The sequence below is a fragment of the Flavobacterium glaciei genome, from assembly GCF_003350545.1.
GTDB classification, from domain to species: Bacteria; Bacteroidota; Bacteroidia; order Flavobacteriales; family Flavobacteriaceae; genus Flavobacterium; species Flavobacterium glaciei.
On the sequence record NZ_QQBA01000001.1, the window covers coordinates 328,532 to 349,294 of the forward strand.

The 20,763-nt window shown below is 33.8% G+C and carries 32 protein-coding genes; 2 read left to right on the top strand and 30 right to left on the bottom strand.

From position 1 onward, the window contains the following. The first annotated feature begins 57 nt into the window (after positions 1-57). On the top strand, positions 58-1,566 hold the full coding sequence (locus DFR66_RS01545; protein WP_114753097.1) for a sodium:solute symporter: 1,509 nt from the start codon (positions 58-60) through the stop codon (positions 1,564-1,566). 206 nt (positions 1,567-1,772) lie between these two features. Here the strand turns inward: DFR66_RS01545 and DFR66_RS01550 are convergent, their stop codons facing one another. After that, positions 1,773-2,138, bottom strand: a complete 366-nt coding sequence (locus DFR66_RS01550) for a CoA-binding protein (RefSeq protein WP_114753182.1) — start codon at positions 2,136-2,138, stop codon at positions 1,773-1,775. Positions 2,139-2,284: 146 nt separating this feature from the next. Here DFR66_RS01550 and DFR66_RS01555 point away from each other — a divergent pair, with 146 nt between their 5' ends. Continuing rightward, positions 2,285-2,914: a MarC family NAAT transporter gene (locus DFR66_RS01555; protein WP_114753098.1), complete on the top strand. Its 630-nt coding sequence runs from the start codon at positions 2,285-2,287 to the stop codon at positions 2,912-2,914. 61 nt (positions 2,915-2,975) lie between these two features. Here the strand turns inward: DFR66_RS01555 and ctlX are convergent, their stop codons facing one another. From ctlX to rpsS, 29 genes are all read right to left on the bottom strand, one after another. After that, positions 2,976-3,911 carry a citrulline utilization hydrolase CtlX gene (ctlX, locus tag DFR66_RS01560; protein WP_114753099.1) on the bottom strand — a complete coding sequence of 312 codons (936 nt, stop codon included), beginning with the start codon at positions 3,909-3,911 and terminating at the stop codon, positions 2,976-2,978. A gap of 82 nt (positions 3,912-3,993) precedes the next feature. After that, complete coding sequence (locus tag DFR66_RS01565) at positions 3,994-4,908, bottom strand: dimethylarginine dimethylaminohydrolase family protein (protein ID WP_114753100.1); 915 nt, start codon at positions 4,906-4,908, stop codon at positions 3,994-3,996. 65 nt (positions 4,909-4,973) lie between these two features. Beyond that, positions 4,974-6,257, bottom strand: a complete 1,284-nt coding sequence (locus DFR66_RS01570) for a citrate synthase (RefSeq protein ID WP_114753101.1) — start codon at positions 6,255-6,257, stop codon at positions 4,974-4,976. 155 nt (positions 6,258-6,412) lie between these two features. Then, on the bottom strand, positions 6,413-7,705 hold the full coding sequence (gene eno / locus DFR66_RS01575) for a phosphopyruvate hydratase (protein WP_114753102.1): 1,293 nt from the start codon (positions 7,703-7,705) through the stop codon (positions 6,413-6,415). 402 nt (positions 7,706-8,107) lie between these two features. After that, positions 8,108-9,211, bottom strand: coding sequence for a glutamine-hydrolyzing carbamoyl-phosphate synthase small subunit (gene carA, locus DFR66_RS01580; RefSeq protein ID WP_114753183.1), 1,104 nt, complete (start codon positions 9,209-9,211; stop codon positions 8,108-8,110). Between the two features lie 315 nt (positions 9,212-9,526). Beyond that, the gene (gene rplQ, locus DFR66_RS01585; RefSeq protein WP_114753103.1) at positions 9,527-10,012 is read right to left on the bottom strand and encodes a 50S ribosomal protein L17; all 486 of its coding nucleotides are present in this window, start codon (positions 10,010-10,012) and stop codon (positions 9,527-9,529) included. 31 nt (positions 10,013-10,043) lie between these two features. After that, positions 10,044-11,036, bottom strand: a complete 993-nt coding sequence (locus DFR66_RS01590; protein WP_039110214.1) for a DNA-directed RNA polymerase subunit alpha — start codon at positions 11,034-11,036, stop codon at positions 10,044-10,046. Positions 11,037-11,057: 21 nt separating this feature from the next. Further along, positions 11,058-11,663 carry a 30S ribosomal protein S4 gene (gene rpsD, locus DFR66_RS01595; RefSeq protein ID WP_099713439.1) on the bottom strand — a complete coding sequence of 202 codons (606 nt, stop codon included), beginning with the start codon at positions 11,661-11,663 and terminating at the stop codon, positions 11,058-11,060. Positions 11,664-11,756: 93 nt separating this feature from the next. Further along, on the bottom strand, positions 11,757-12,140 hold the full coding sequence (rpsK, locus tag DFR66_RS01600) for a 30S ribosomal protein S11 (protein WP_024981527.1): 384 nt from the start codon (positions 12,138-12,140) through the stop codon (positions 11,757-11,759). A gap of 8 nt (positions 12,141-12,148) precedes the next feature. Then, positions 12,149-12,523: a 30S ribosomal protein S13 gene (gene rpsM / locus DFR66_RS01605; protein ID WP_091203660.1), complete on the bottom strand. Its 375-nt coding sequence runs from the start codon at positions 12,521-12,523 to the stop codon at positions 12,149-12,151. Positions 12,524-12,525: 2 nt separating this feature from the next. Next, the gene (ykgO, locus tag DFR66_RS01610; protein WP_008992256.1) at positions 12,526-12,642 is read right to left on the bottom strand and encodes a type B 50S ribosomal protein L36; all 117 of its coding nucleotides are present in this window, start codon (positions 12,640-12,642) and stop codon (positions 12,526-12,528) included. 12 nt (positions 12,643-12,654) lie between these two features. Further along, positions 12,655-12,870 (bottom strand): translation initiation factor IF-1, encoded by a 216-nt coding sequence (gene infA / locus DFR66_RS01615; RefSeq protein ID WP_007136545.1) that lies wholly within the window; start codon positions 12,868-12,870, stop codon positions 12,655-12,657. A 3-nt stretch (positions 12,871-12,873) separates the two neighbouring features. Further along, complete coding sequence (secY, locus tag DFR66_RS01620) at positions 12,874-14,220, bottom strand: preprotein translocase subunit SecY (RefSeq protein WP_114753104.1); 1,347 nt, start codon at positions 14,218-14,220, stop codon at positions 12,874-12,876. A gap of 13 nt (positions 14,221-14,233) precedes the next feature. Beyond that, on the bottom strand, positions 14,234-14,686 hold the full coding sequence (gene rplO, locus DFR66_RS01625; RefSeq protein ID WP_066081007.1) for a 50S ribosomal protein L15: 453 nt from the start codon (positions 14,684-14,686) through the stop codon (positions 14,234-14,236). Between the two features lie 11 nt (positions 14,687-14,697). Further along, entirely contained in the window at positions 14,698-14,880 is a 183-nt protein-coding gene (rpmD, locus tag DFR66_RS01630) for a 50S ribosomal protein L30 (RefSeq protein ID WP_114753105.1), read from the bottom strand. 12 nt (positions 14,881-14,892) lie between these two features. Then, entirely contained in the window at positions 14,893-15,420 is a 528-nt protein-coding gene (gene rpsE, locus DFR66_RS01635) for a 30S ribosomal protein S5 (RefSeq protein WP_035668102.1), read from the bottom strand. A 6-nt stretch (positions 15,421-15,426) separates the two neighbouring features. After that, on the bottom strand, positions 15,427-15,777 hold the full coding sequence (rplR, locus tag DFR66_RS01640) for a 50S ribosomal protein L18 (protein WP_114753106.1): 351 nt from the start codon (positions 15,775-15,777) through the stop codon (positions 15,427-15,429). A gap of 11 nt (positions 15,778-15,788) precedes the next feature. After that, on the bottom strand, positions 15,789-16,331 hold the full coding sequence (gene rplF / locus DFR66_RS01645) for a 50S ribosomal protein L6 (protein WP_114753107.1): 543 nt from the start codon (positions 16,329-16,331) through the stop codon (positions 15,789-15,791). 18 nt (positions 16,332-16,349) lie between these two features. After that, a complete protein-coding gene (rpsH, locus tag DFR66_RS01650; RefSeq protein WP_099713442.1) occupies positions 16,350-16,748 on the bottom strand; it encodes a 30S ribosomal protein S8 in 399 nt (132 codons plus the stop codon). 97 nt (positions 16,749-16,845) lie between these two features. Further along, positions 16,846-17,115 carry a 30S ribosomal protein S14 gene (gene rpsN, locus DFR66_RS01655; protein WP_026707007.1) on the bottom strand — a complete coding sequence of 90 codons (270 nt, stop codon included), beginning with the start codon at positions 17,113-17,115 and terminating at the stop codon, positions 16,846-16,848. Positions 17,116-17,118: 3 nt separating this feature from the next. Further along, entirely contained in the window at positions 17,119-17,670 is a 552-nt protein-coding gene (rplE, locus tag DFR66_RS01660) for a 50S ribosomal protein L5 (protein WP_099713443.1), read from the bottom strand. A gap of 2 nt (positions 17,671-17,672) precedes the next feature. After that, positions 17,673-17,987 carry a 50S ribosomal protein L24 gene (rplX, locus tag DFR66_RS01665; protein ID WP_114753108.1) on the bottom strand — a complete coding sequence of 105 codons (315 nt, stop codon included), beginning with the start codon at positions 17,985-17,987 and terminating at the stop codon, positions 17,673-17,675. Positions 17,988-17,998: 11 nt separating this feature from the next. Further along, positions 17,999-18,367 (bottom strand): 50S ribosomal protein L14, encoded by a 369-nt coding sequence (rplN, locus tag DFR66_RS01670; protein WP_026717863.1) that lies wholly within the window; start codon positions 18,365-18,367, stop codon positions 17,999-18,001. Between the two features lie 2 nt (positions 18,368-18,369). After that, complete coding sequence (gene rpsQ / locus DFR66_RS01675) at positions 18,370-18,630, bottom strand: 30S ribosomal protein S17 (protein WP_073210370.1); 261 nt, start codon at positions 18,628-18,630, stop codon at positions 18,370-18,372. Positions 18,631-18,647: 17 nt separating this feature from the next. After that, complete coding sequence (gene rpmC, locus DFR66_RS01680) at positions 18,648-18,839, bottom strand: 50S ribosomal protein L29 (RefSeq protein ID WP_035668115.1); 192 nt, start codon at positions 18,837-18,839, stop codon at positions 18,648-18,650. A 13-nt stretch (positions 18,840-18,852) separates the two neighbouring features. Then, positions 18,853-19,278 carry a 50S ribosomal protein L16 gene (gene rplP / locus DFR66_RS01685; RefSeq protein WP_007803637.1) on the bottom strand — a complete coding sequence of 142 codons (426 nt, stop codon included), beginning with the start codon at positions 19,276-19,278 and terminating at the stop codon, positions 18,853-18,855. Between the two features lie 19 nt (positions 19,279-19,297). Beyond that, complete coding sequence (rpsC, locus tag DFR66_RS01690) at positions 19,298-20,056, bottom strand: 30S ribosomal protein S3 (protein WP_035668118.1); 759 nt, start codon at positions 20,054-20,056, stop codon at positions 19,298-19,300. 5 nt (positions 20,057-20,061) lie between these two features. Next, positions 20,062-20,475, bottom strand: a complete 414-nt coding sequence (rplV, locus tag DFR66_RS01695; RefSeq protein ID WP_035668120.1) for a 50S ribosomal protein L22 — start codon at positions 20,473-20,475, stop codon at positions 20,062-20,064. Between the two features lie 6 nt (positions 20,476-20,481). Next, the gene (gene rpsS, locus DFR66_RS01700; RefSeq protein WP_007136562.1) at positions 20,482-20,760 is read right to left on the bottom strand and encodes a 30S ribosomal protein S19; all 279 of its coding nucleotides are present in this window, start codon (positions 20,758-20,760) and stop codon (positions 20,482-20,484) included. Positions 20,761-20,763: the final 3 nt, after the last annotated feature.

A 20,763-nucleotide genomic window follows, 5' to 3' on the forward strand; every position in this document is an offset into this window, starting at 1 on the left:
TAATTTGAAAATTTGAAGATTATTTATGTAATTTGGCCCAAACAATATTTACACAAAATGACTCCATTCGCCATTCTATCACTAATTATAATCTACTTTGGAATTCTTTTTTTGATTTCGCATTTTGTAAGCAGAAAAGACAGCGGCAATGATGCTTTTTTTAAAGCTAATAAAAATTCCAAATGGTATTTAGTCGCTTTTGGAATGATTGGAACGGCGCTTTCCGGAGTAACTTTTATTTCTGTCCCTGGAGAAGTGGGTTCACCCAATGGAGAGCAATTCAAATATTTTCAATTTGTTTTAGGGAACGCCATTGGTTTTATCATAATCGCAAAAGTTTTGCTTCCGCTGTATTATCGAATGAATTTAACTTCTATTTATGGCTACATCGAGCACCGCTTGGGTCTGTATTCTTATAAAACTGCCGCAACTATTTTCCTAATCAGCAGAACTATTGGCTCAGCATTTCGATTGTATCTTGTTGTGATAGTTTTACAACGCTTTGTTTTTGATTTTTACGGAATCCCATTTGCAATTACAGTTCTAATTTCACTGGCTTTAATCTTTGCTTACACGTATCGAGGGGGATTGAAAACCATTATAATCACAGACACTTTACAAACCTTTTTCTTGGTATCTTCTGTCTTTTTGACGATTTTCTTTATTTGCAGAAGTTTAAATTTAAATTTTTTAGAAGCTTTTGAAGCAGTAAAGGATAGCAATTATTCTAAAGTATTTTTCTTCGAGGATTTTGTATCGAGTAAGTTCCATTTTGTAAAACAAATTATAGGAGGAATATTTGTAACTATTGCCATGGTGGGCTTGGATCAAGATTTAATGCAGAAAAATTTGAGTTGCAAAAACATTGGCGAAGCACAAAAAAACATGTTTACGTTTACTGGAATATTTGTTGCCATCAATATTTTTTTCCTAAGCGTGGGTGCTTTACTGTATATTTATGCATCAAAAAACGGAATAGAAGTTCCAACCGATTTAGTTACCGGAAAACCCAGAACCGATTTATTGTTTCCCGAAATTGCGTTTAACCATCTGACACTAATCCCTTCGGTTATTTTCTTATTGGGATTAACCGCAGCCACATTTGCAACAACGGATTCCGCGTTGACAGCGTTAACAACTTCGTTTTGTGTTGATTTTTTAGGAATGGATAAAACCGAAAATTTAAACAAGCCAAACGTAGTACGAAACAGACATCTTGTACACATTGCTTTTTCGTTTTTAATGTTTCTGGTGATTATTTTTTTTAATGCCATTAATGATAGCTCTGTAGTAGGAATGATTTTTAGAGTGGCTTCCTATACATATGGTCCTCTTTTGGGACTGTATTGTTTTGGATTATTTGTAAAATCAAAAACAGTGAAAGATAAATTTGTCCCTATAATTTGCTTATTATCTCCTGCTATAACTTACTTGATCAGCGAAAATTCGAAGACTTTATTTGGAGGATATGTTTTCGATAACGAATTGATAATCGTAAACGGACTAATTACTTTTCTTGGGTTGTTGTTGATTAGCAAACCCGCAATTAAGGAAACAAGATTTTAAAATATTCTAAGGAGCTGTCTTGTTAAGTTTCAAAATTCTTGGGCCTTAGCCCTGATAGAAATGAAAATCCTTTTGATAAAAAACGGTAATTTTTTCTTATAAAAAAAGAGCTACTCCCGACCATTCGGGAGAAGCTCTTGTTTTATTTAGAAAAATACTGTTTAGTTCAAAAGATTGAAATGGATAGCAGGAATAGCTACAAAAAACTAATACTGATTAGTAGCTAATAAAACTAAAGTACAAGCTACTTCTACCTTGATATCATTTAATTTTAACAATTGATAGAATTCTGGATTCTCTGTTCCTGGGTTGAAAATCACACGTTTAGGATTAGCCTCAACGATATAGTTGTAATAATCGCGTTGACGTGTTGGGTTTAAATATAGGGTAACGGTATCGATATTTTTTAATGGAATGGCTTTAGTCTGGATTTTAATACCTGCAACTTCGCCTGCATTTTGTCCTAATGCAAGAACTGAATGTCCTTTATCTACTAACATATTTACGGCTTTGAAGGCGTAGCGCTCTGGTTTAGTTGTCGCTCCAAGAACTAATGTTTTTTTATTCTTTATCATTTTCTTTAATTGTATTTAGCAAAAGTAATCAAAAAGGTTTATCCGTCTAATAATATTAAGGTTTAGTTGTTGTAGCAATAAAAAACACTACCCTAACATTAAAAAACAAAAAAAGAGTATTTTTACACTCTTAAAAATAAAATATGGATTTGTTTATTTATCTTTTTGTTGCTCTTTTTTCCGTCTTAAACCCTATTGGTACCGTTCCTATTTTTGTAGGACTTACTCAAAATGACACTAAAAAAGAACGTTCCAGAATTTCTTTATGGACAGCGATAAATGTATTTATCATTCTTATTGTTTCGTTTTTTATTGGACAATATGTTTTACTTTTTTTTGGAATTAGTATTGATGCGCTCCGAATTGCGGGAGGTATTATCATTGTAAGTTCTGGTTTTTCATTGCTTTCTGGCAAATTCACTAAGAAACGTGGTATTAACAAAAAAGCAGAAACTGACGCCCAGCAAAGGAATGACATTGCTTTGACGCCGCTTGCAATTCCAATGCTTGCAGGACCTGGCTCTATTTCCTTGCTTATTGCATTTTATCAGGAACACAATACTACAATGGAAATAATCATTTCTTCCATTGCTATTCTTGCCATTGCGGTAACTATTTTTCTAATTCTAAAAAGTGCTCATTATTTAGCAAAAATACTTGGAGCATCAGGAATTATTGCAATATCCAGAATTGTGGGTTTTATAGTTATTGCGATAGGAATTCAATATATCGTAAGTGCCATTATCAACATTATAAAAGTGAATCTTTCATAAACTATAATCACAACTAAAAAAAACCAGATACGATTTAGAATCATATCCGGTTTTCTTTTTATTAATTTCTAGGCAGGAATATTTCAGCCATCATGCATCTGGCGCTACCTCCGCCACAAGCCTCGATGGTATCCAGACTTGAACTCAAAATTTCAGCATGTTTTTCTAGTTGCTCAATTTGTTTTGGAGTTAGACTTTGATGAGCAGCTGCACTCATAATCAAATATCGTTTGTCATTTGCTCCTCGAACTTCAAGCATATTTCCTGCAAAATTGTTCATTTGAGCTTCAGTAATTAAAATTATTTCTTTTCCGTTTTCTTTCAAATTATCCAAAACCATTTTGCGTTCTTTTTTATCATCGATACAATCCGAACAAATCACTGCAAAAGTTTCTCCCAAGCACATCATTACATTCGTATGATAAATGAGTTTTCGCTCTGAATCAACGGTTTGAAATGCTTCAAAAATCACTGGTGCATAATCAAAATCCTCACAGAATTCGATAAATAATTCTTCATCCGCTCGGGGAGATAATGCACAATACGCTTTAGCATTTACCCTATCCAAGAGCAAACTTCCTGTGCCTTCTAAGAAAAATCCATCTTCCTCAGCGGAAGTGTAATCTATAATATTATGAATTACAAAACCTTTTTCTTCTAATAAATCTAAAATTTCTTCGCGACGTTCTTGACGTCTATTTTCAGCAAACATTGGATATAAAGCTACGTCACCATTCTCATGAAAAGAAATCCAGTTATTAGGAAAAACACTGTCTGGAGTATCCGGATTCAACGTATCATCAATAACTGTAACATCAACTCCTACTGCTGTCAATTTTTCGACAAAAGCATCAAATTCTTGTTGCGCTTTGGCATTTACGGTTGCAGGCAAAAGTCCATCTAATACTTTTTGATAGTAATTATTTACTGCGGTTTGTTCGTTCATTCTAAACGCAACCGGACGAATCATCAATATCGAATTTGTTGTTTGTTTCATATATTTTTAGTTTAAAATTTAACAGTTTAAAGTTTAAAGTTTAATGTTAAGCAACATTAAATTTCAAACCTTAAACAATTATTTATTCTCTAATTAAAGGCAAAGTAGAACACCGTAATAATCCTTCTTGTTTTGCAATTTCTGCATATGGAATCTCTTCTACTACAAAACCGTTTTCACGCAACCAATTGTTAAGTCGGGTAAAATTCCTTTCTGAAACGACAACGTTAATATCAATAGAAAAAACATTAGAATTCATATTGTACATTTCGTCTCTAGTAATATGAAATAAGTTTTCTTTACCAAAAAGATTTACCAAAAACAAATAATCAGCTTCTTCACGGAAACCATTTTTGTAGATAATTCCTTTGTCATTCCCAACAGGCTGAAAACAACAATCCAGATGCAACGCATTGTCACGAGCTTCGATTTTAGATTTTACCAAATCAAATTCTTTGACAATTTTATTTGGGAATAAATCCTTAATATATTGCACTCCTAACATATTTGTTCGAGCTGTAATGTAATCTTTGTAATCACTTCCTTTGTAGGTTCCAATGAAGATATAATCATTCCACAACATCACATCACCCCCTTCAATATGAACTTCCTCTGGTGGACGCACTACTTTTTTTGGATTAATTTGGTCAATTATATACTGGATAGCATCTAATTCTCGTTCTCTATCCGGTAAAATATTCGATTTTACAAAAGTATCATCAATCACAAAACCAATATCCCTTGTAAATATCTGATTATAATTTTCAATCATTTCGGGACGATAAACGGTTACATCATACTTTTTTAGTACGCTATTAAATGCTTCCATTTCATTTACCATATCTTCCTCAACAGGATAGGTTCCTGCTAAAATATGTTCTAACGACTTAGGATCATAAGCTTCTTCAACCTTAGGTGTAGGTCCATTATTGACCGCTGAGCCTAAAACTACAGCTCGAAGTCTGGAAGTTTCATTCTTTATATTTAACTCTAACATGTATTTTTAGCTTTTGACAAATATAAAAAAAGCTTCACTAATTTGTGAAGCTTTTTAAGCTGATTTTATCTTTTGTCTGATGATACAAAATCCCTCAAAGGATGTCCAGTGTAAACCTGTCTTGGCCTTCCGATAGGTTCTTTATTTTCACGCATTTCTTTCCATTGTGCGATCCAACCTGGCAAACGTCCTATGGCGAACATTACTGTAAACATATCTGTAGGAATTCCTAAAGCTCTGTAAATAATTCCAGAATAGAAATCTACATTTGGATATAAATTTCTTGATTTGAAATATTCATCTTCCAATGCTGCTTCTTCGAGTTTTTTTGCAATTGCAAGAATTGGGTCTTCAACTCCTAAAGTTGCTAAAACTTCATTAGCGGCTTTTTTGATAATTTTTGCTCTTGGATCAAAATTCTTGTAAACTCTATGACCAAATCCCATTAATCTGAAAGGGTCATTTTTGTCTTTGGCTTTAGCCATGTATTTATCAGCATCCCCACCATTTCTGTGGATTTCTTCTAACATTTCAAGAACTGCTTGATTAGCTCCACCATGTAAAGGTCCCCAAAGTGCAGAAACTCCAGCCGAAATCGAAGCAAATAATCCTGCGTGAGAAGAGCCTACCATTCTAACTGTAGAAGTAGAACAGTTTTGCTCGTGATCTCCGTGAAGAATAAATAATTTATCCAATGCATCTATAACTACAGGATTTGCTGTGTAAGGTTCTGTAGGTAATTCAAACATTAAACGCATAAAGTTTTCTACATAACCTTTTGTGTTATCATAATAATTCAAAGGATAACCCATGCTTTTTCTATAAGTCCAAGTTGCAATAACCATAAACTTACCCATAGTTTTGCATACTGCCTCATACATTTCTTTTTCATTATCAACATTCACTGATTTAGGATTGAATGCTGTTAATGCACTTGTCAAAGATGCTAAAACTCCCATTGGATGAGCTGTTTTAGGAAAACCATCAATGATGTTTTTCATTTCTTCATTGACCAAAGTGTATTTTCTAATATCGGTTTCAAATTGCGCTAACTGATCAACAGTTGGCAATTCCCCAAAAATTAAAAGGTATGACACTTCTAAAAAATCTGCTTTTTCAGCTAAATCCTCTATCGCATATCCTCTGTAACGAAGAATCCCAAGTTCTCCATCTAAAAAAGTAATGTCACTTTTACAAGAACCTGAATTTTTATAACCTGGATCAAGTGTGATTACACCTGATAAATCACGTAATTTATTAATATCGATGGCAACTTCATTTTCACTTCCTACAATTATAGGAAGTTCAATTTTCTTTCCATCAATTTCTAATGTTGCTATTTTTGACATAATATAATTGAAAATAAACTTTTAAAATAATAATTTCTCAAATCTAAGGAATTATACACTAATTAAAAAGAGAATAACACAATGAAATTGTTAAATATTACAAAAAAAAGCCACTCACACTAGGTGAATGGCTTAATTAATAAAATTCGTAAGAATTATTTTATTTTGAAAGCATTTTTACCAGGAAAATAGGCTGTATTCCCTAATTCTTCCTCAATTCTTAATAATTGATTGTATTTAGCCATACGGTCAGAACGAGATGCTGAACCAGTCTTAATCTGTCCACAGTTTAAAGCTACTGCTAAATCTGCAATTGTATTATCTTCAGTCTCTCCTGAACGGTGCGACATTACTGAAGTATAACCTGCATTTTTGGCCATATTTACAGCTGCAATAGTTTCTGTCAAAGTTCCAATTTGGTTAACTTTAATAAGGATTGAATTAGCGATTCCTTTTTCGATACCTGTAGACAAACGCTCTACATTAGTCACGAATAAATCATCACCTACTAATTGAACTTTGTCTCCAATTTTATCCGTAAGCAATTTCCATCCATCCCAGTCATTCTCATCCATTCCGTCTTCAATAGAAATAATAGGATATTTAGCTGCTAATTCAGCTAAATACTCCACTTGTTCTTCAGAAGATCTAATTTTACCTGTTTCTCCTTCAAATTTAGTGTAATCGTATTTTCCGTTTACATAAAATTCTGCAGCAGCACAATCCAAAGCAATCATGATTTCATCCCCAAAAGTATATCCTGCATTTTCAACAGCTTTTTTGATTGTATCCAAAGCATCTTCAGTTCCTCCTGCAAGATTTGGTGCAAAACCTCCTTCGTCACCTACAGCAGTTGAAAGACCTCTATCATGTAATACTTTTTTCAAGCTGTGAAAAATTTCAGTTCCCATTTGCATGGCATGTGAAAAAGAAGTTGCTTTTACCGGGAAAATCATAAATTCTTGAAATGCAATAGGCGCATCAGAATGAGAACCTCCATTGATAATATTCATCATTGGTACAGGCAATGTATTTGCCGAAACACCACCTACGTATCTGTATAATGGCAATCCCAATTCGTTAGCAGCAGCTTTGGCAACAGCCAAAGAAACTCCTAAAATTGCATTTGCTCCTAAGTTTGATTTATTTGGAGTACCATCTAAATCAATCATCGTTTGATCGATTAGATTTTGTTCGAAAACAGAAACTCCTACCAGTTCTTCAGAAATAATGGTATTCACATTTTTCACCGCATTCAAAACTCCTTTTCCAAGAAACGCTTTTCCTCCATCACGTAATTCAACTGCTTCGTGTTCTCCAGTTGAAGCCCCAGATGGTACTGCCGCTCTTCCTAAAACACCATTATCTGTAATTACATCTACTTCTATTGTAGGATTTCCTCTTGAATCAAAAATTTGTCTTGCGTGAATCTTGATAATTATACTCATAATACTAAAATTTAAATTTTGAAATACAAATATATTCTATCTTTTGGAATGATTTAATGAAAATAATGAATGTTATTAACGAAAACGTTGTAATTTTTTAGCTAACAATACATTTAAGCTTTTTTAATAATATATTTTTACATTATATATTATTTTTTATTTCTAATAAAATCAAATTAAGCAAAAAATTAAAATCTTGGTAGTAATGGAAAAATAAATTTATAGATGAAACAAAGGATGAAAAAAGACATTCATCCTACATACGACTTAAAACTATAAAATTTATTTTAAATCAAATTCCCGTAACCATTCCATTCGGGAAGCAAATTAGAAATAAAAAAAAAAGGTTTGACTGTTAACTTTGTCAAACCTTTTTTTTTATTTCTATATCAAAACATTCATTTATTGTCCTTTTATATTTTCAATAAATTGATCAAATAAATATGAGGAATCATGTGGACCAGGACTTGCTTCTGGGTGGTATTGAACTGAGAAACAATTTTTGTTTTTCATTCGCATTCCTGCTACAGTACCATCATTTAAATGAAGATGAGTAATCTCTAAATCAGGATGATTATCAAGTTCCTCTTTATTAACGGCAAAACCATGATTTTGAGAAGTGATTTCACCTTTCCCTGTAATCAAATTTTTTACAGGATGATTGATTCCCCTATGTCCGTTAAACATTTTATAAGTAGAAATTCCGTTTGCAAGGCCTATTACTTGATGTCCAAGACAAATTCCAAATAATGGATTATCGTTTTCTAGAATTTCTTTTGCCACTTGAATTGCTCCAGAAAGGGGCTCTGGATCACCAGGACCGTTAGATAAAAAATACCCATCCGGATTAAATGCTGCTAAATCCTGATAAGAAGAATCAAAAGGAAATACTTTGATATAACAATCTCTTTTGGCAAGATTACGAAGAATATTCATTTTAATTCCTAAATCAAGTGCAGCAATTTTATAGGTTGCACTTTCATCACCAACAAAGTAAGGTTCAGTGGTAGAAACTTTAGAAGCTAATTCAAGACCTTTCATGTCTGGAATTTTTGCTAAAGCAATTTTTAAATCTTCAATAGAAGTTCCATCCGTACAAATTACAGCATTCATTGCTCCATTGTCGCGAATATAACTTACTAAAGCGCGTGTATCTACATCAGAAATGCAAATTAAATTTTGTTTAATAAAATAGTCTTCCAAACTCCCTGATGCGTCCTCACGAGAATAATTAAAACTGAAATTTTTACAAACCAATCCAGCAATTTTAATGCTATCTGATTCAATTTCATTATCATTCACTCCGTAATTCCCAATATGGGCGTTGGTTGCTACCATTAACTGACCAAAATAAGAAGGATCAGTAAATATTTCTTGGTAACCTGTCATTCCTGTGTTAAAACAAACTTCACCAAAAGTGGTTCCACTGATTCCTATGGATTTACCATGGAATATTGTTCCGTCACTTAATAAAAGAATTGCTTTTTGTCGTGTTGTATATTTCATTCTTTGATTTCTATTATTTTTTAATAGTCTCATGGAACTCGCAAAGCTAGTTACATCTGTAGTTAAATATTGTGCAAATTTACTCCTTTAAAGCAATGGAAGCAAGTTTTTGAAATTTATTGTAAAATAAAAAAATTCTTATCTAGCCCTGATGGAAACGGCATCCTTTTGCTTTTTCTTTAGAAGCAAAAGATACAGTGAACAGCAGGACAATATGCAATTAAATCCCAAAATTTTTGCTCCGAAAAAATCAAAAAAAAAGGATAAACTATAAATAGCTTATCCTTGATTTTTATTGAATGATTATTTTCATAATTACTCAGCAGTCTCAGTAGTTGTATCAGTTTCAGCAGCTGGAGCTTCAGTAGCTTCATCTTTCTTAGCTTTTCCACCACGACGGCTTTTTGCTTTTTTAACTTCTTTTTTACCACCATTGTAAAGTTCATTGAAATCTACTAATTCGATCATTGCCATATCAGCATTATCTCCTAAACGATTTCCAACTTTAATGATACGAGTGTATCCACCTGGACGGTCTCCTACTTTAGCAGCTACGTCTCTGAACAAGTCAGTTACGGCATATTTGCTACGTAAGTAAGCAAAAACGATACGACGATTATGAGTCGTATCAGCTTTAGATTTTGTTATAAGCGGCTCAACGAATTGTTTAAGCGCTTTTGCTTTAGCAACAGTAGTGTTAATACGTTTGTGCTCGATAAGAGAACAAGCCATATTAGCTAACATAGATTTTCTATGCGCAGTCTGTCTGCTTAAGTGATTGAATTTTTTTCCGTGTCTCATTGCTATGTAAATTTAAACCTTGCGGCTTAGATTATTCTTTATCTAGTTTGTATTTTGCTAAATCCATTCCGAAGTTCAAATTTTTAACTGCAACAAGTTCATCAAGCTCAGTTAAAGATTTTTTACCAAAATTACGGAATTTCATTAGGTCATTTTTATTGAACGATACTAAATCACCAAGTGTATCAACTTCAGCCGCTTTCAAACAATTTAATGCTCTTACAGAAAGATCCATATCAACAAGCTTAGTTTTAAGCAATTGTCTCATATGTAATGATTCTTCATCATACGATTCTGTTTGTGCAATTTCGTCAGCCTCGAGTGTAATTCTTTCGTCAGAGAACAACATGAAATGGTGAATTAGAACTTTTGCAGCTTCAGTAAGGGCATCTTTTGGATTAATCGAACCATCAGTTTTTATTTCAAAAACTAATTTTTCATAATCTGTTTTTTGCTCTACACGGAAGTTTTCAATAGCATATTTTACATTTTTTACTGGAGTAAAAATTGAATCTGTAAAAATAGTCCCAATTGCAGCATTCTGTTTTTTGTTCTCTTCAGCAGGAACATATCCTCTACCTTTTTCGATCGTTAAATCGAAATTAAGTTTGATTTTACTGTCTAAATTACAGATAACTAGTTCTGGATTCAAAACTTGGAAACCTGAAATAAATTTTTGAAAATCACCAGCTGTTAATTGGTCTTTACCTGAAACAGATATAGTAACTGATTCATTATCGATATCTTCAATTTGACGTTTGAAACGTACTTGTTTAAGATTAAGGATAATTTCGGTAACGTCTTCAACAACTCCTGAAATAGTAGAAAACTCATGATCTACACCTTCAATGCGAACAGATGTAATTGCATAACCTTCTAATGCTGAAAGCAAAACTCTTCTAAGTGCATTACCAACAGTCAATCCATAACCAGGTTCTAAAGGTCTAAATTCAAATTTACCTTCAAAATCGGTTGAATCGATCATGATAACTTTATCGGGCTTCTGAAAATTAAATATTGCCATAAATTTCGACTAAGTCAATTATTATTTGTTGTACAACTCTACGATTAATTGTTCTTTAATGTTTTCTGGGATTTGAAGTCTCGCAGGTACAGAAACGAAAGTACCTTCTTTGATATCATTATTCCAAGTAATCCATTCATAAACATGACTTGAATTAGATAAAGAACGTTCGATAGCTTCTAATGATTTAGATTTTTCACGAACAGCAACTTTATCACCAGGCTTAAGGTGGTAAGAAGGAATATTAACCACTTCACCATTTACAGTAACGTGTCTGTGAGAAACGATTTGACGCGCACCTCTTCTAGAAGGAGCAATACCCATTCTAAAAACAACGTTATCTAATCTTGCTTCACACAATTGTAATAAAACTTCACCAGTAACTCCTTTAGTAGCTGATGCCTTTTCGAATAAATTTCTGAATTGTTTTTCTAATATTCCGTAAGAATATTTAGCTTTTTGCTTTTCCATTAACTGGACAGCATATTCAGATTTTTTTCCTCTTTTTTTAGCCATCCCGTGTTGACCAGGTGGGTAATTTCTTTTTTCGAAAGCTTTATCGTCTCCGAAAATTGCCTCGCCAAATTTACGAGCAATTCTTGTACTTGGACCAGTATATCTTGCCATTTTAAATTGTTTAAGATTGAGATTATGAATTCAGGTCTAATCCTTCGATAATCGAAATTCAATCTTGGTTATACTATAAATTTATTTTGAGTATTATACTCTACGTCTTTTTGGAGGACGACATCCATTGTGAGGCATTGGGGTAACATCGATAATCTCAGTTACTTCAATTCCACCGTTATGCAAAGAACGGATAGCAGACTCACGTCCGTTTCCTGGTCCTTTTACATAAACCTTAACTTTTTTAAGTCCAGCTTCAAGAGCTACTTTACTACAATCTTCTGCTGCCATTTGGGCTGCGTATGGAGTGTTCTTTTTAGAACCTCTAAAACCCATTTTACCAGCTGAAGACCAAGAAATAACTTCACCTTTTTTGTTTGTCAAAGAAATGATGATATTGTTAAAAGTAGCAGAAATATGAGCTTCTCCCGTTGATTCAACGATAACTTTACGTTTTTTTGCAGTTGCTTTAGCCATATTACTTATTATTTAGTTGCTTTTTTCTTGTTGGCAACAGTTTTTCTCTTACCTTTTCTTGTTCTAGAGTTGTTTTTAGTTCTTTGTCCTCTTAAAGGAAGACCAGTTCTATGACGGATACCTCTATAACATCCAATATCCATTAAACGTTTGATGTTTAAAGAAACTTCAGAACGCAATTCTCCTTCAATTTTAAAAGTTGATACCGCCTCACGAATTGCTCCGATCTCGTCATCATTCCAATCTTGAACTTTTTTATCTTGGCTAACTTGAGCTTTCTCTAAAATCTCAACAGCTCTACTTTTTCCTAATCCGAAGATATAGGTAAGTGCAATAACACCTCTCTTATTTTTTGGGATATCTACCCCTGCTATTCTTGCCATAATTATCCTTGTCTTTGTTTAAATCTAGGATTCTTTTTGTTTATTACGTACAATCTCCCTTTTCTTCGCACAATTTTGCACTCGGGACTTCTCTTTTTTACTGAAGCTCTAACTTTCATTTTGAATATCCTTTAATATCTATAAGTAATTCTTGCTTTTGACAAATCATAAGGGCTCATTTCTAGTTTCACTTTATCACCAGGTAATAATTTGATGTAATGCATACGCATTTTTCCAGATATATGTGCGATTACAATATGTCCATTTTCTAACTCTACACGGAACATTGCATTTGACAATGCTTCAATGATTGACCCGTCTTGTTCTATTGCTGATTGTTTTGCCATAAATTAAGCTACTGCTTTTCTATTTTTACCACTTTTCATCAAACCATCATAATGTTTATTCAACAAATATGAATTAATTTGTTGCATTGTGTCTATGGCAACTCCAACCATAATTATTAATGAAGTACCTCCAAAAAACATTGCCCAAGATTGTTGAACATCCATAAGACTCACAACAATTGCTGGGAACACAGCTATCAAAGCAAGAAATAAAGACCCTGGAAAAGTTATCAAGGACATCACTTTGTCAAGATAATCAGAAGTTTCAACACCTGGTCTAATCCCAGGAATAAAACCACCACTTCTCTTTAAATCATCAGACATTTTGTTAGTAGGAACTGTGATAGCAGTATAGAAAAAAGTAAATACAATTATAAGAGTTGCAAAAACTAAATTATACCAAAATCCGAACATATTACTAAAAGCGCCAACGATTGATTGTGATGCATCTGATTTAGACAAACCTGCTAAGGCTGCCGGAATAAACATAATTGCTTGCGCAAAAATTATTGGCATAACCCCAGAAGCATTAAGCTTCAAAGGAATCCACTGTCTGTTTCCGCCCAACATGTCTTGTTCGAAATCACCTGAAGTTGTACGACGTGCATATTGAACAGGAATTTTCCTGATCGCCATTACTAAAAGTACACAACAAATGATAACTAATAACCAAATGATAATTTCAATAACTAACAACATAGGTCCACCATTATTATTGGTAACTCTTGTTGTAAATTCTTGAATAAAAGCTTGAGGTAATCTAGCCAATATTCCAACCATGATTAACAAAGAAATACCATTTCCAATTCCTTTATCAGTAATTTTTTCTCCTAACCACATGGCAAAAATTGTACCTGTAACTAAAATAACTACTGAAGAAAATAAGAACTCAAATGAATTGAATCCCAATAAAAAAGCATTACTAGGTAATGTTCTATATAAATTATAGATATAAGTTGGACCTTGAACTAAAGTAATTCCTATTGTCAACCAACGAGTAATTTGATTAATCTTTTTTCTACCGCTTTCTCCATCACTTTGAAGTTTCTGTAAATAAGGAATTGCAATTCCCATTAACTGAACAACAATTGAAGCAGAAATATAAGGCATAATTCCTAAAGCAAAAACTGAAGCTTGAGAAAATGCACCACCAGTAAACATGTCAAGAATAGAACCAATTCCTTCTTTAGTTTGCCCAGCTAAATTACCTAGCTGTGTAGCATCAATACCTGGAAGGGTTACTTGAGCCCCAAAACGATATACTAAAAGTAAACCTAATGTTATAAGGATTCTATTTTTTAGTTCCTCGATTTTCCAAACATTACTTATTGATTCAATAAATTTCTTCATATTAATTGAAAAATTACATTGTTACAGCTTCTCCACCAGCAGCTTCAATAGCAGCTTTTGCAGTAGCAGTAAATTTGTGAGCGGTTACTTTTAATTTTGCTGTCAATTCACCTCTACCTAAAATCTTAACGATTTCATTTTTAGTAGCTAAACGATTAGCAACATAAACTGTCATATCAACAGTATCTTTAATAACACCATTATCAACTAAAAGTTGAAGTGTATCAAGATTTACACCTTCGTAATCTTTACGATTGATGTTTGTAAAACCAAACTTAGGCACACGTCTTTGAAGTGGCATTTGCCCACCTTCAAAACCAATCTTTTTTGAATAACCAGAACGAGATTTTGCTCCTTTGTGACCTCTTGCAGAAGTACCACCTTTTCCAGAACCTTCTCCTCTACCTAATCTTTTATTTTGATTGTGTGTAGAACCTTCAGCAGGTTGTAAGTTACTTAAATTCATAACAGTATTTGTTATTTAGCTTCTTCTACAGAAACTAAGTGTTTAACTTTATTTATCATCCCAAGGATTGTAGGGTTTGAATCATGCTCTACAACTTGTCCCATTTTACGTAGACCTAAAGCTTCTAATCCTCTCTTTTGAGAAAGAGGACAGTTGATTTTGCTTCTAACTTGTTTTACTAATAATTTAGCCATAATTTCCTTGAATTAACCTTTAAAAACTTTTTCTAAAGAAACACCCCTTTGTTTTGCAACAGTGTAAGCGCTTCTCATTTGTAGTAAAGCATCAAAAGTTGCTTTCACTACGTTGTGAGGATTTGAAGATCCTTGAGATTTAGATAATACATCATGAATCCCTACTGATTCAAGAACTGAACGAACAGCTCCACCAGCAATAACTCCTGTACCATGAGAGGCAGGAATTAAAAATACACGTGCACCACCAAATTTACCTTTTTGTTCGTGAGGAACTGATTGACCATTCAAAGGAATTTTAACTAAATTTTTCTTAGCATCTTCTACTGCTTTCGCAATTGCCTCAGAAACGTCTTTAGATTTTCCCAATCCGTGTCCAACCACTCCATTTTCATCACCTACAACTACAATAGCAGAAAAACCGAAAGCTCTACCCCCTTTTGTAACCTTAGTAACACGATTAACACTTACCAAACGATCTTTTAATTCAAGACCACTTGGTTTTACTAACTCTACATTCTTGTATTTACTATTAGACATACTATATTAGAATTTAAGTCCAGCCGCTCTTGCGCCTTCCGCTAATGATTTAATACGACCGTGATATAAATAACCTCCTCTATCGAAAGTCACTGTTTCTATCCCAGCTTTTAAAGCTTTTTCAGCAACTAGTTTCCCAACTGCTGTAGCAACTTCAATGTTCGTACCGTTACCTATTTCTTTTTCTCTTGAAGAAGCCGCCAATAAAGTAACTCCATTTACATCATCAATAAGTTGAGCGTAAATTTCTTTATTACTTCTAAATACAGATAGCCTTGGATTAGTAGCAGTACCACTAATTGTTTTTCTAATTCTGAATCTAATTCGTTGTCTTCTTTCAGGTTTTGTTAATGACATAATCTTATTTTTTAAGCTGATTTACCTGCTTTTCTTCTTAATACTTCACCTACAAACTTAACACCTTTTCCTTTGTACGGCTCAGGCTTACGGAAACCTCTGATTTTCGCAGCTACTTGACCTAAAAGTTGTTTGTCAAATGATGTTAATTTAACAATTGGATTTTTACCTTTTTCAGATATTGTTTCTAAAGTAACTTCTGGAGCAATTTCTAGAACAATATTATGAGAATATCCAAGAGCTAAATCTAACTTTTGTCCTTGATTTGAAGCTCTATATCCAACTCCCACCAACTCTAAAGATTTAGTAAAACCTTCGTTTACACCGATAATCATGTTATTGATTAAAGATCTATATAAACCATGTTTTGCTCTTTGGTCTTTATGATCAGACGACCTATCAACTTGAACTTGACCGTCTTCAACTGTTACAGTTACGTCCGAAAACTCCTGTGTAAGTTGACCGTTTTTTCCTTTTACTGTAATAATACCATCTGCAACTGAAACAGTTACTCCTGCTGGTATTGTTACTGGGCTTTTACCTATTCTTGACATCTTCTACTATTTTAATGATTAGTAAACGTAACAAATTACTTCACCACCAACATTTAATTGTTTGGCTTGTTTTCCTGTCATCAAACCTTTTGATGTAGAAACAATAGCAATCCCTAATCCATTAAGGATTCTAGGAATTGAAGAAGAACCTGAATACTTACGTAAACCTGGTTTACTAATTCTTTGGATATCTTTAATTACAGACTCTTTAGTATCTTTATCATACTTCAAAGCAATTTTGATTGAACCCTGAACAGCGTTGTCTTCAAATTTGTAACTCAAGATATAACCTTGATCAAATAAGATCTTAGTTATTTCTTTTTTTAGATTAGAAGCAGGAATTTCAACAACTTTGTGGTTTGCAGCCACAGCGTTACGAACTCTTGTTAAATAATCTGCAATAGGATCTGTATACATGTGTATTAATTTGCGATTATGGTTTTCATAGGACACTCATCCTACGAACCTTTAACCAATTTATAAATGTGTTTGTATTTTGTAACTAAGTTACAATCTACCAAGATGCTTTTTTAACACCTGGAATTAATCCGTTATTTGCCATCTCACGAAATGTAACACGTGAAATACCAAATTGACGCATATATCCTCTTGGTCTACCTGTTAATTTACAACGATTGTGCAAACGAACTGGAGAAGCATTTTTCGGTAATTTTTGCAAACCTACGAAATCTCCAGCTTCTAACAAAGCTTTTCTTTTCTCAGCATATTTTGCTACAGTTTTTTCTCTCTTAACCTCACGGGCTTTCATTGATTCTTTAGCCATATCTTAATTCTTTTTAAAAGGTAAACCTAATTCAGCCAATAGTGATTTTGCTTCTTTATCAGTTTTTGCAGAAGTTACAAAAGATATATCCATACCTGATATTTTGTTTACTTTGTCAATATCAATTTCTGGGAAAATGATTTGCTCCAAAACACCAAGATTATAATTACCTCTTCCATCAAAACCAGTAGCTTTAATTCCACTAAAATCTCTAACACGTGGTAAAGCAGAAGTTATAAGTCTATCTAAAAACTCATACATTCTTTCTCCACGCAAAGTAACTTTTGCTCCAATAGGCATCCCTTTTCTCAATTTGAATGACGCAACGTCTTTCTTTGAGATTGTAGATACTGCTTTCTGTCCAGTGATCTTAGTTAACTCATCAACTGCATAGTCAATTAGTTTTTTATCAGATACAGCTGCACCAACTCCTTTACTTAAAACGATTTTTTCCAATTTTGGAACTTGCATTACGTTTACGTATCCGAATTCCTCTTTAAGAGCAGCGATTACTCTGCTCTTATATTCTTCTTTTAGTCTAGGTATATACGCCATTACTATAGTACTTGATTAGATTTTTTTGAAAATCTTACTTTCTTATCTCCTTCTACTCTAATTCCTACTCTAGTTGTTTCCTTAGTTTTAGGATCAATTAAAGAGATATTAGATATTTGTATAGAAGCTTCTTTCTTTACGATACCGCCTTGAGGACTTTTCGCACTTGGTTTCGTATGTTTTGAAACCATGTTTACACCTTCAACGATCGCTTTATTTTTCTCGCGGTAAACACGTAATACTTTACCTTCAGAACCTTTATGGTCTCCAGCAATTACTCTTACGATGTCTCCAGTTTTTATTTTTAGCTTTATCATCTTAAAACGAATTAAAGCACTTCTGGTGCTAATGATACAATTTTCATGAATTGTTTTTCACGAAGTTCTCTTGCTACCGGACCAAAAACACGAGTTCCTCTCATTTCACCAGCAGCATTTAATAACACACATGCGTTGTCATCAAATCTAATGTATGAACCATCGGCTCTTCTTACTTCTTTTTTGGTACGTACAACAACTGCAGTTGAAACAGCTCCTTTTTTAACGCTTCCGTTTGGAGCAGTATCTTTGATAGAAACTACAATCTTGTCACCAACAGAGGCATACCTTCTTTTGGTACCTCCTAAAACACGGATAGTTAAAACTTCCTTTGCTCCAGTGTTATCTGCTACTTTTAGTCTTGATTCTTGTTGTACCATAATTATTTAGCTCTTTCTAAGATTTCAACTAACCTCCAACATTTTGTTTTACTCAAAGGACGCGTTTCGCTAATCCTTACAGTATCTCCTATGTTACAGTCGTTCTTTTCGTCGTGTGCGTGATACTTTTTAGTTTTCAACACGAACTTACCGTATAATGGGTGTTTTACTTTACGCACTTCAGCAACAACAATAGATTTATCCATTTTGTCTGAAGTAACAACACCAACTCTTTCTTTTCTTAAATTTCTTTTTTCTTCCATCTTTCAGCAGATTACAATTATTGCAACTCTCTTTTAGTAAGTTCCGTAGCTAATCTTGCAACTGTTCTTCTTACACTTCTAATTTGAAGTGGATTCTCAATTGGAGAAATAGCGTGAGCCATTTTTAGGTCGGCATATGCCTTCTTAGTCTGGCTAAGTTTTTCTTGCAACTCCGCTGCAGAAAGATCTTTTATTTCTGATTGTTTCATAATATAATATAGATTATGCTTCGAAATCTCTAGCAACGACAAATTTAGTTTTTACTGGAAGCTTTTGAGCCGCAAGACGTAAAGCCTCTTTTGCAACTGACAAAGGTACTCCTCCAACTTCAAACATAATTCTTCCGGGTTTAACAACGGCAGCCCAATACTCAACTGCACCTTTACCTTTACCCATACGTACCTCAAGAGGCTTCTTAGTGATAGGTTTGTCTGGAAATATTTTGATCCATAATTGTCCTTCTCTTTTCATAAAACGAGTTGCAGCAATACGCGCAGCTTCAATTTGACGAGAGGTTAAGAACATTCCATCTTCATGTACAGATTTAATACCAAACATTCCATTTGAAAGTTCATGCCCTCTTTGAGAGTTCCCTTTCATTTTACCTTTTTGTACCTTACGGTATTTTGTTCTTTTAGGCTGTAACATTTTTCTTTAGTTTAAAAATTTACTTTCGTTTACGAGCGTCTGGTTTACCACCTTTGTTAAAAGGCTTTCTGTCTCCTCTTGGAGAATCACCACCTTTACCACCAGCACCAGATTGTTTTTTGTCCATTCCAGCAAGTGGAGAAAGATCTCTCTTTCCATAAACTTCACCTTTCATGATCCACACTTTGATTCCCATTCTACCATAAGTAGTATGAGCTTCAGCCAAAGCATAATCAATATCAGCTCTGAAAGTTGATAGAGGAATTCTACCTTCTTTGAAACCCTCTGAACGAGCCATCTCAGCACCATTCAAACGACCAGAAATCAAAACTTTGATACCTTCAGCGTTCATACGCATAGAAGCAGCAATAGCCATTTTGATTGCACGTCTGTAAGAAATACGGCTTTCGATTTGACGACAGATGCTTGTAGCAACTAGATACGCGTCAAGTTCAGGTCTTTTAATTTCAAAAATGTTGATTTGAACCTCTTTGTCAGTAATTTTCTTAAGTTCTTCTTTTAACTTGTCTACCTCTTGTCCACCTTTTCCGATAATAATACCAGGTCTAGCAGTAGTGATAGTAACGGTTACAAGTTTTAAAGTTCTCTCGATAATTACTTTTGATACACTAGCTTTTGATAAACGAGCATGGATATACTTTCTGATTTTGTGATCTTCGGCAAGTTTATCACCGTAATCATTTCCACCATACCAGTTTGAGTCCCATCCTCTGATGATACCAAGTCTATTTCCAATTGGATTTGTCTTTTGTCCCATGCTGCTTAAGAATTGCTTTGTGTGTTATTGATAGCCCCAAGCACGATTGTTACGTGGTTAGAACGTTTTCTTATTCTGTGTGCTCTTCCTTGTGGAGCTGGACGAAGTCTTTTCAACATCATTCCACCATCTACACGGATTTCCTTAACAAATAAACCAGCTTCTTCCATATTAGCTTCAGGGTTTTTAGCTTGCCAGTTAGCAATTACTGATAAAACCAATTTTTCTAATTTTCTTGAAGCTTCTTTAGAACTAAATCTTAAGATGTTAAGTGCTCTTTCTACCTTCTGACCTCTTACTAGATCTGCTACTAAGCGCATTTTTCTAGGTGAAGTAGGGCAGTTATTTAACTTTGCAAAAGCCAATGACTTGTTAGCCTCTTTTCTTGCATCTGCTGTTTCTCTTTTACGAACTCCCATTGCTTCTTATTTTTTACCTTTATTTTTTGCTCCAGCATGACCTCTAAAAGATCTAGTTGGTGAAAACTCTCCTAATTTGTGACCTACCATGTTCTCTGTTACGTAAACTGGTACAAATTGACGACCGTTATGAACTGCGATAGTTTGTCCAACAAAGTCTGGAGTAATCATAGAAGCTCTAGACCAAGTCTTTACTACCCCTTTATTTCCACCTGCAATGTTTTCTTGAACTTTCTTGTCTAACTTATAATGAACGAAAGGTCCTTTTTTTAATGAACGTGCCATATC

Coding starts and splice junctions, on each gene's coding strand:
- ykgO (WP_008992256.1), bottom strand. CDS start 12,642: ATGAAAGTTAGAGCTTCAGTAAAAAAGAGAAGTCCCGAGTGCAAAATT.
- DFR66_RS01570 (WP_114753101.1), bottom strand. CDS start 6,257: ATGTCAAAAATAGCAACATTAGAAATTGATGGAAAGAAAATTGAACTT.
- infA (WP_007136545.1), bottom strand. CDS start 12,870: ATGGCAAAACAATCAGCAATAGAACAAGACGGGTCAATCATTGAAGCA.
- eno (WP_114753102.1), bottom strand. CDS start 7,705: ATGAGTATAATTATCAAGATTCACGCAAGACAAATTTTTGATTCAAGA.
- rplO (WP_066081007.1), bottom strand. CDS start 14,686: ATGAATTTAAGTAACTTACAACCTGCTGAAGGTTCTACACACAATCAA.
- rpsK (WP_024981527.1), bottom strand. CDS start 12,140: ATGGCTAAAGCAACTGCAAAAAAACGTAAAGTTATCGTTGAATCAACG.
- rplE (WP_099713443.1), bottom strand. CDS start 17,670: ATGGCGTATATACCTAGACTAAAAGAAGAATATAAGAGCAGAGTAATC.
- rpsQ (WP_073210370.1), bottom strand. CDS start 18,630: ATGGAAGAAAAAAGAAATTTAAGAAAAGAAAGAGTTGGTGTTGTTACT.
- ctlX (WP_114753099.1), bottom strand. CDS start 3,911: ATGAAACAAACAACAAATTCGATATTGATGATTCGTCCGGTTGCGTTT.
- rplN (WP_026717863.1), bottom strand. CDS start 18,367: ATGGTACAACAAGAATCAAGACTAAAAGTAGCAGATAACACTGGAGCA.
- rplX (WP_114753108.1), bottom strand. CDS start 17,987: ATGATAAAGCTAAAAATAAAAACTGGAGACATCGTAAGAGTAATTGCT.
- carA (WP_114753183.1), bottom strand. CDS start 9,211: ATGAAATATACAACACGACAAAAAGCAATTCTTTTATTAAGTGACGGA.
- DFR66_RS01590 (WP_039110214.1), bottom strand. CDS start 11,036: ATGGCAATATTTAATTTTCAGAAGCCCGATAAAGTTATCATGATCGAT.
- rpsS (WP_007136562.1), bottom strand. CDS start 20,760: ATGGCACGTTCATTAAAAAAAGGACCTTTCGTTCATTATAAGTTAGAC.
- rpsC (WP_035668118.1), bottom strand. CDS start 20,056: ATGGGACAAAAGACAAATCCAATTGGAAATAGACTTGGTATCATCAGA.
- rpsH (WP_099713442.1), bottom strand. CDS start 16,748: ATGTATACAGATCCTATTGCAGATTATTTAACAAGAGTTCGTAACGCT.
- rpsM (WP_091203660.1), bottom strand. CDS start 12,523: ATGGCAAGAATAGCAGGGGTAGATATCCCAAAAAATAAGAGAGGTGTT.
- DFR66_RS01555 (WP_114753098.1), top strand. CDS start 2,285: ATGGATTTGTTTATTTATCTTTTTGTTGCTCTTTTTTCCGTCTTAAAC.
- rpmD (WP_114753105.1), bottom strand. CDS start 14,880: ATGGCTAAATTATTAGTAAAACAAGTTAGAAGCAAAATCAACTGTCCT.
- secY (WP_114753104.1), bottom strand. CDS start 14,220: ATGAAGAAATTTATTGAATCAATAAGTAATGTTTGGAAAATCGAGGAA.
- rpmC (WP_035668115.1), bottom strand. CDS start 18,839: ATGAAACAATCAGAAATAAAAGATCTTTCTGCAGCGGAGTTGCAAGAA.
- rplV (WP_035668120.1), bottom strand. CDS start 20,475: ATGGGAGTTCGTAAAAGAGAAACAGCAGATGCAAGAAAAGAGGCTAAC.
- rpsN (WP_026707007.1), bottom strand. CDS start 17,115: ATGGCTAAAGAATCAATGAAAGCCCGTGAGGTTAAGAGAGAAAAAACT.
- rplQ (WP_114753103.1), bottom strand. CDS start 10,012: ATGAGACACGGAAAAAAATTCAATCACTTAAGCAGACAGACTGCGCAT.
- rplP (WP_007803637.1), bottom strand. CDS start 19,278: ATGTTACAGCCTAAAAGAACAAAATACCGTAAGGTACAAAAAGGTAAA.
- DFR66_RS01565 (WP_114753100.1), bottom strand. CDS start 4,908: ATGTTAGAGTTAAATATAAAGAATGAAACTTCCAGACTTCGAGCTGTA.
- rplF (WP_114753107.1), bottom strand. CDS start 16,331: ATGTCAAGAATAGGTAAAAGCCCAGTAACAATACCAGCAGGAGTAACT.
- DFR66_RS01545 (WP_114753097.1), top strand. CDS start 58: ATGACTCCATTCGCCATTCTATCACTAATTATAATCTACTTTGGAATT.
- rpsE (WP_035668102.1), bottom strand. CDS start 15,420: ATGTCTAATAGTAAATACAAGAATGTAGAGTTAGTAAAACCAAGTGGT.
- rpsD (WP_099713439.1), bottom strand. CDS start 11,663: ATGGCAAGATATACTGGTCCAAGTACAAGAATTGCTCGTAAATTTGGC.
- rplR (WP_114753106.1), bottom strand. CDS start 15,777: ATGTCATTAACAAAACCTGAAAGAAGACAACGAATTAGATTCAGAATT.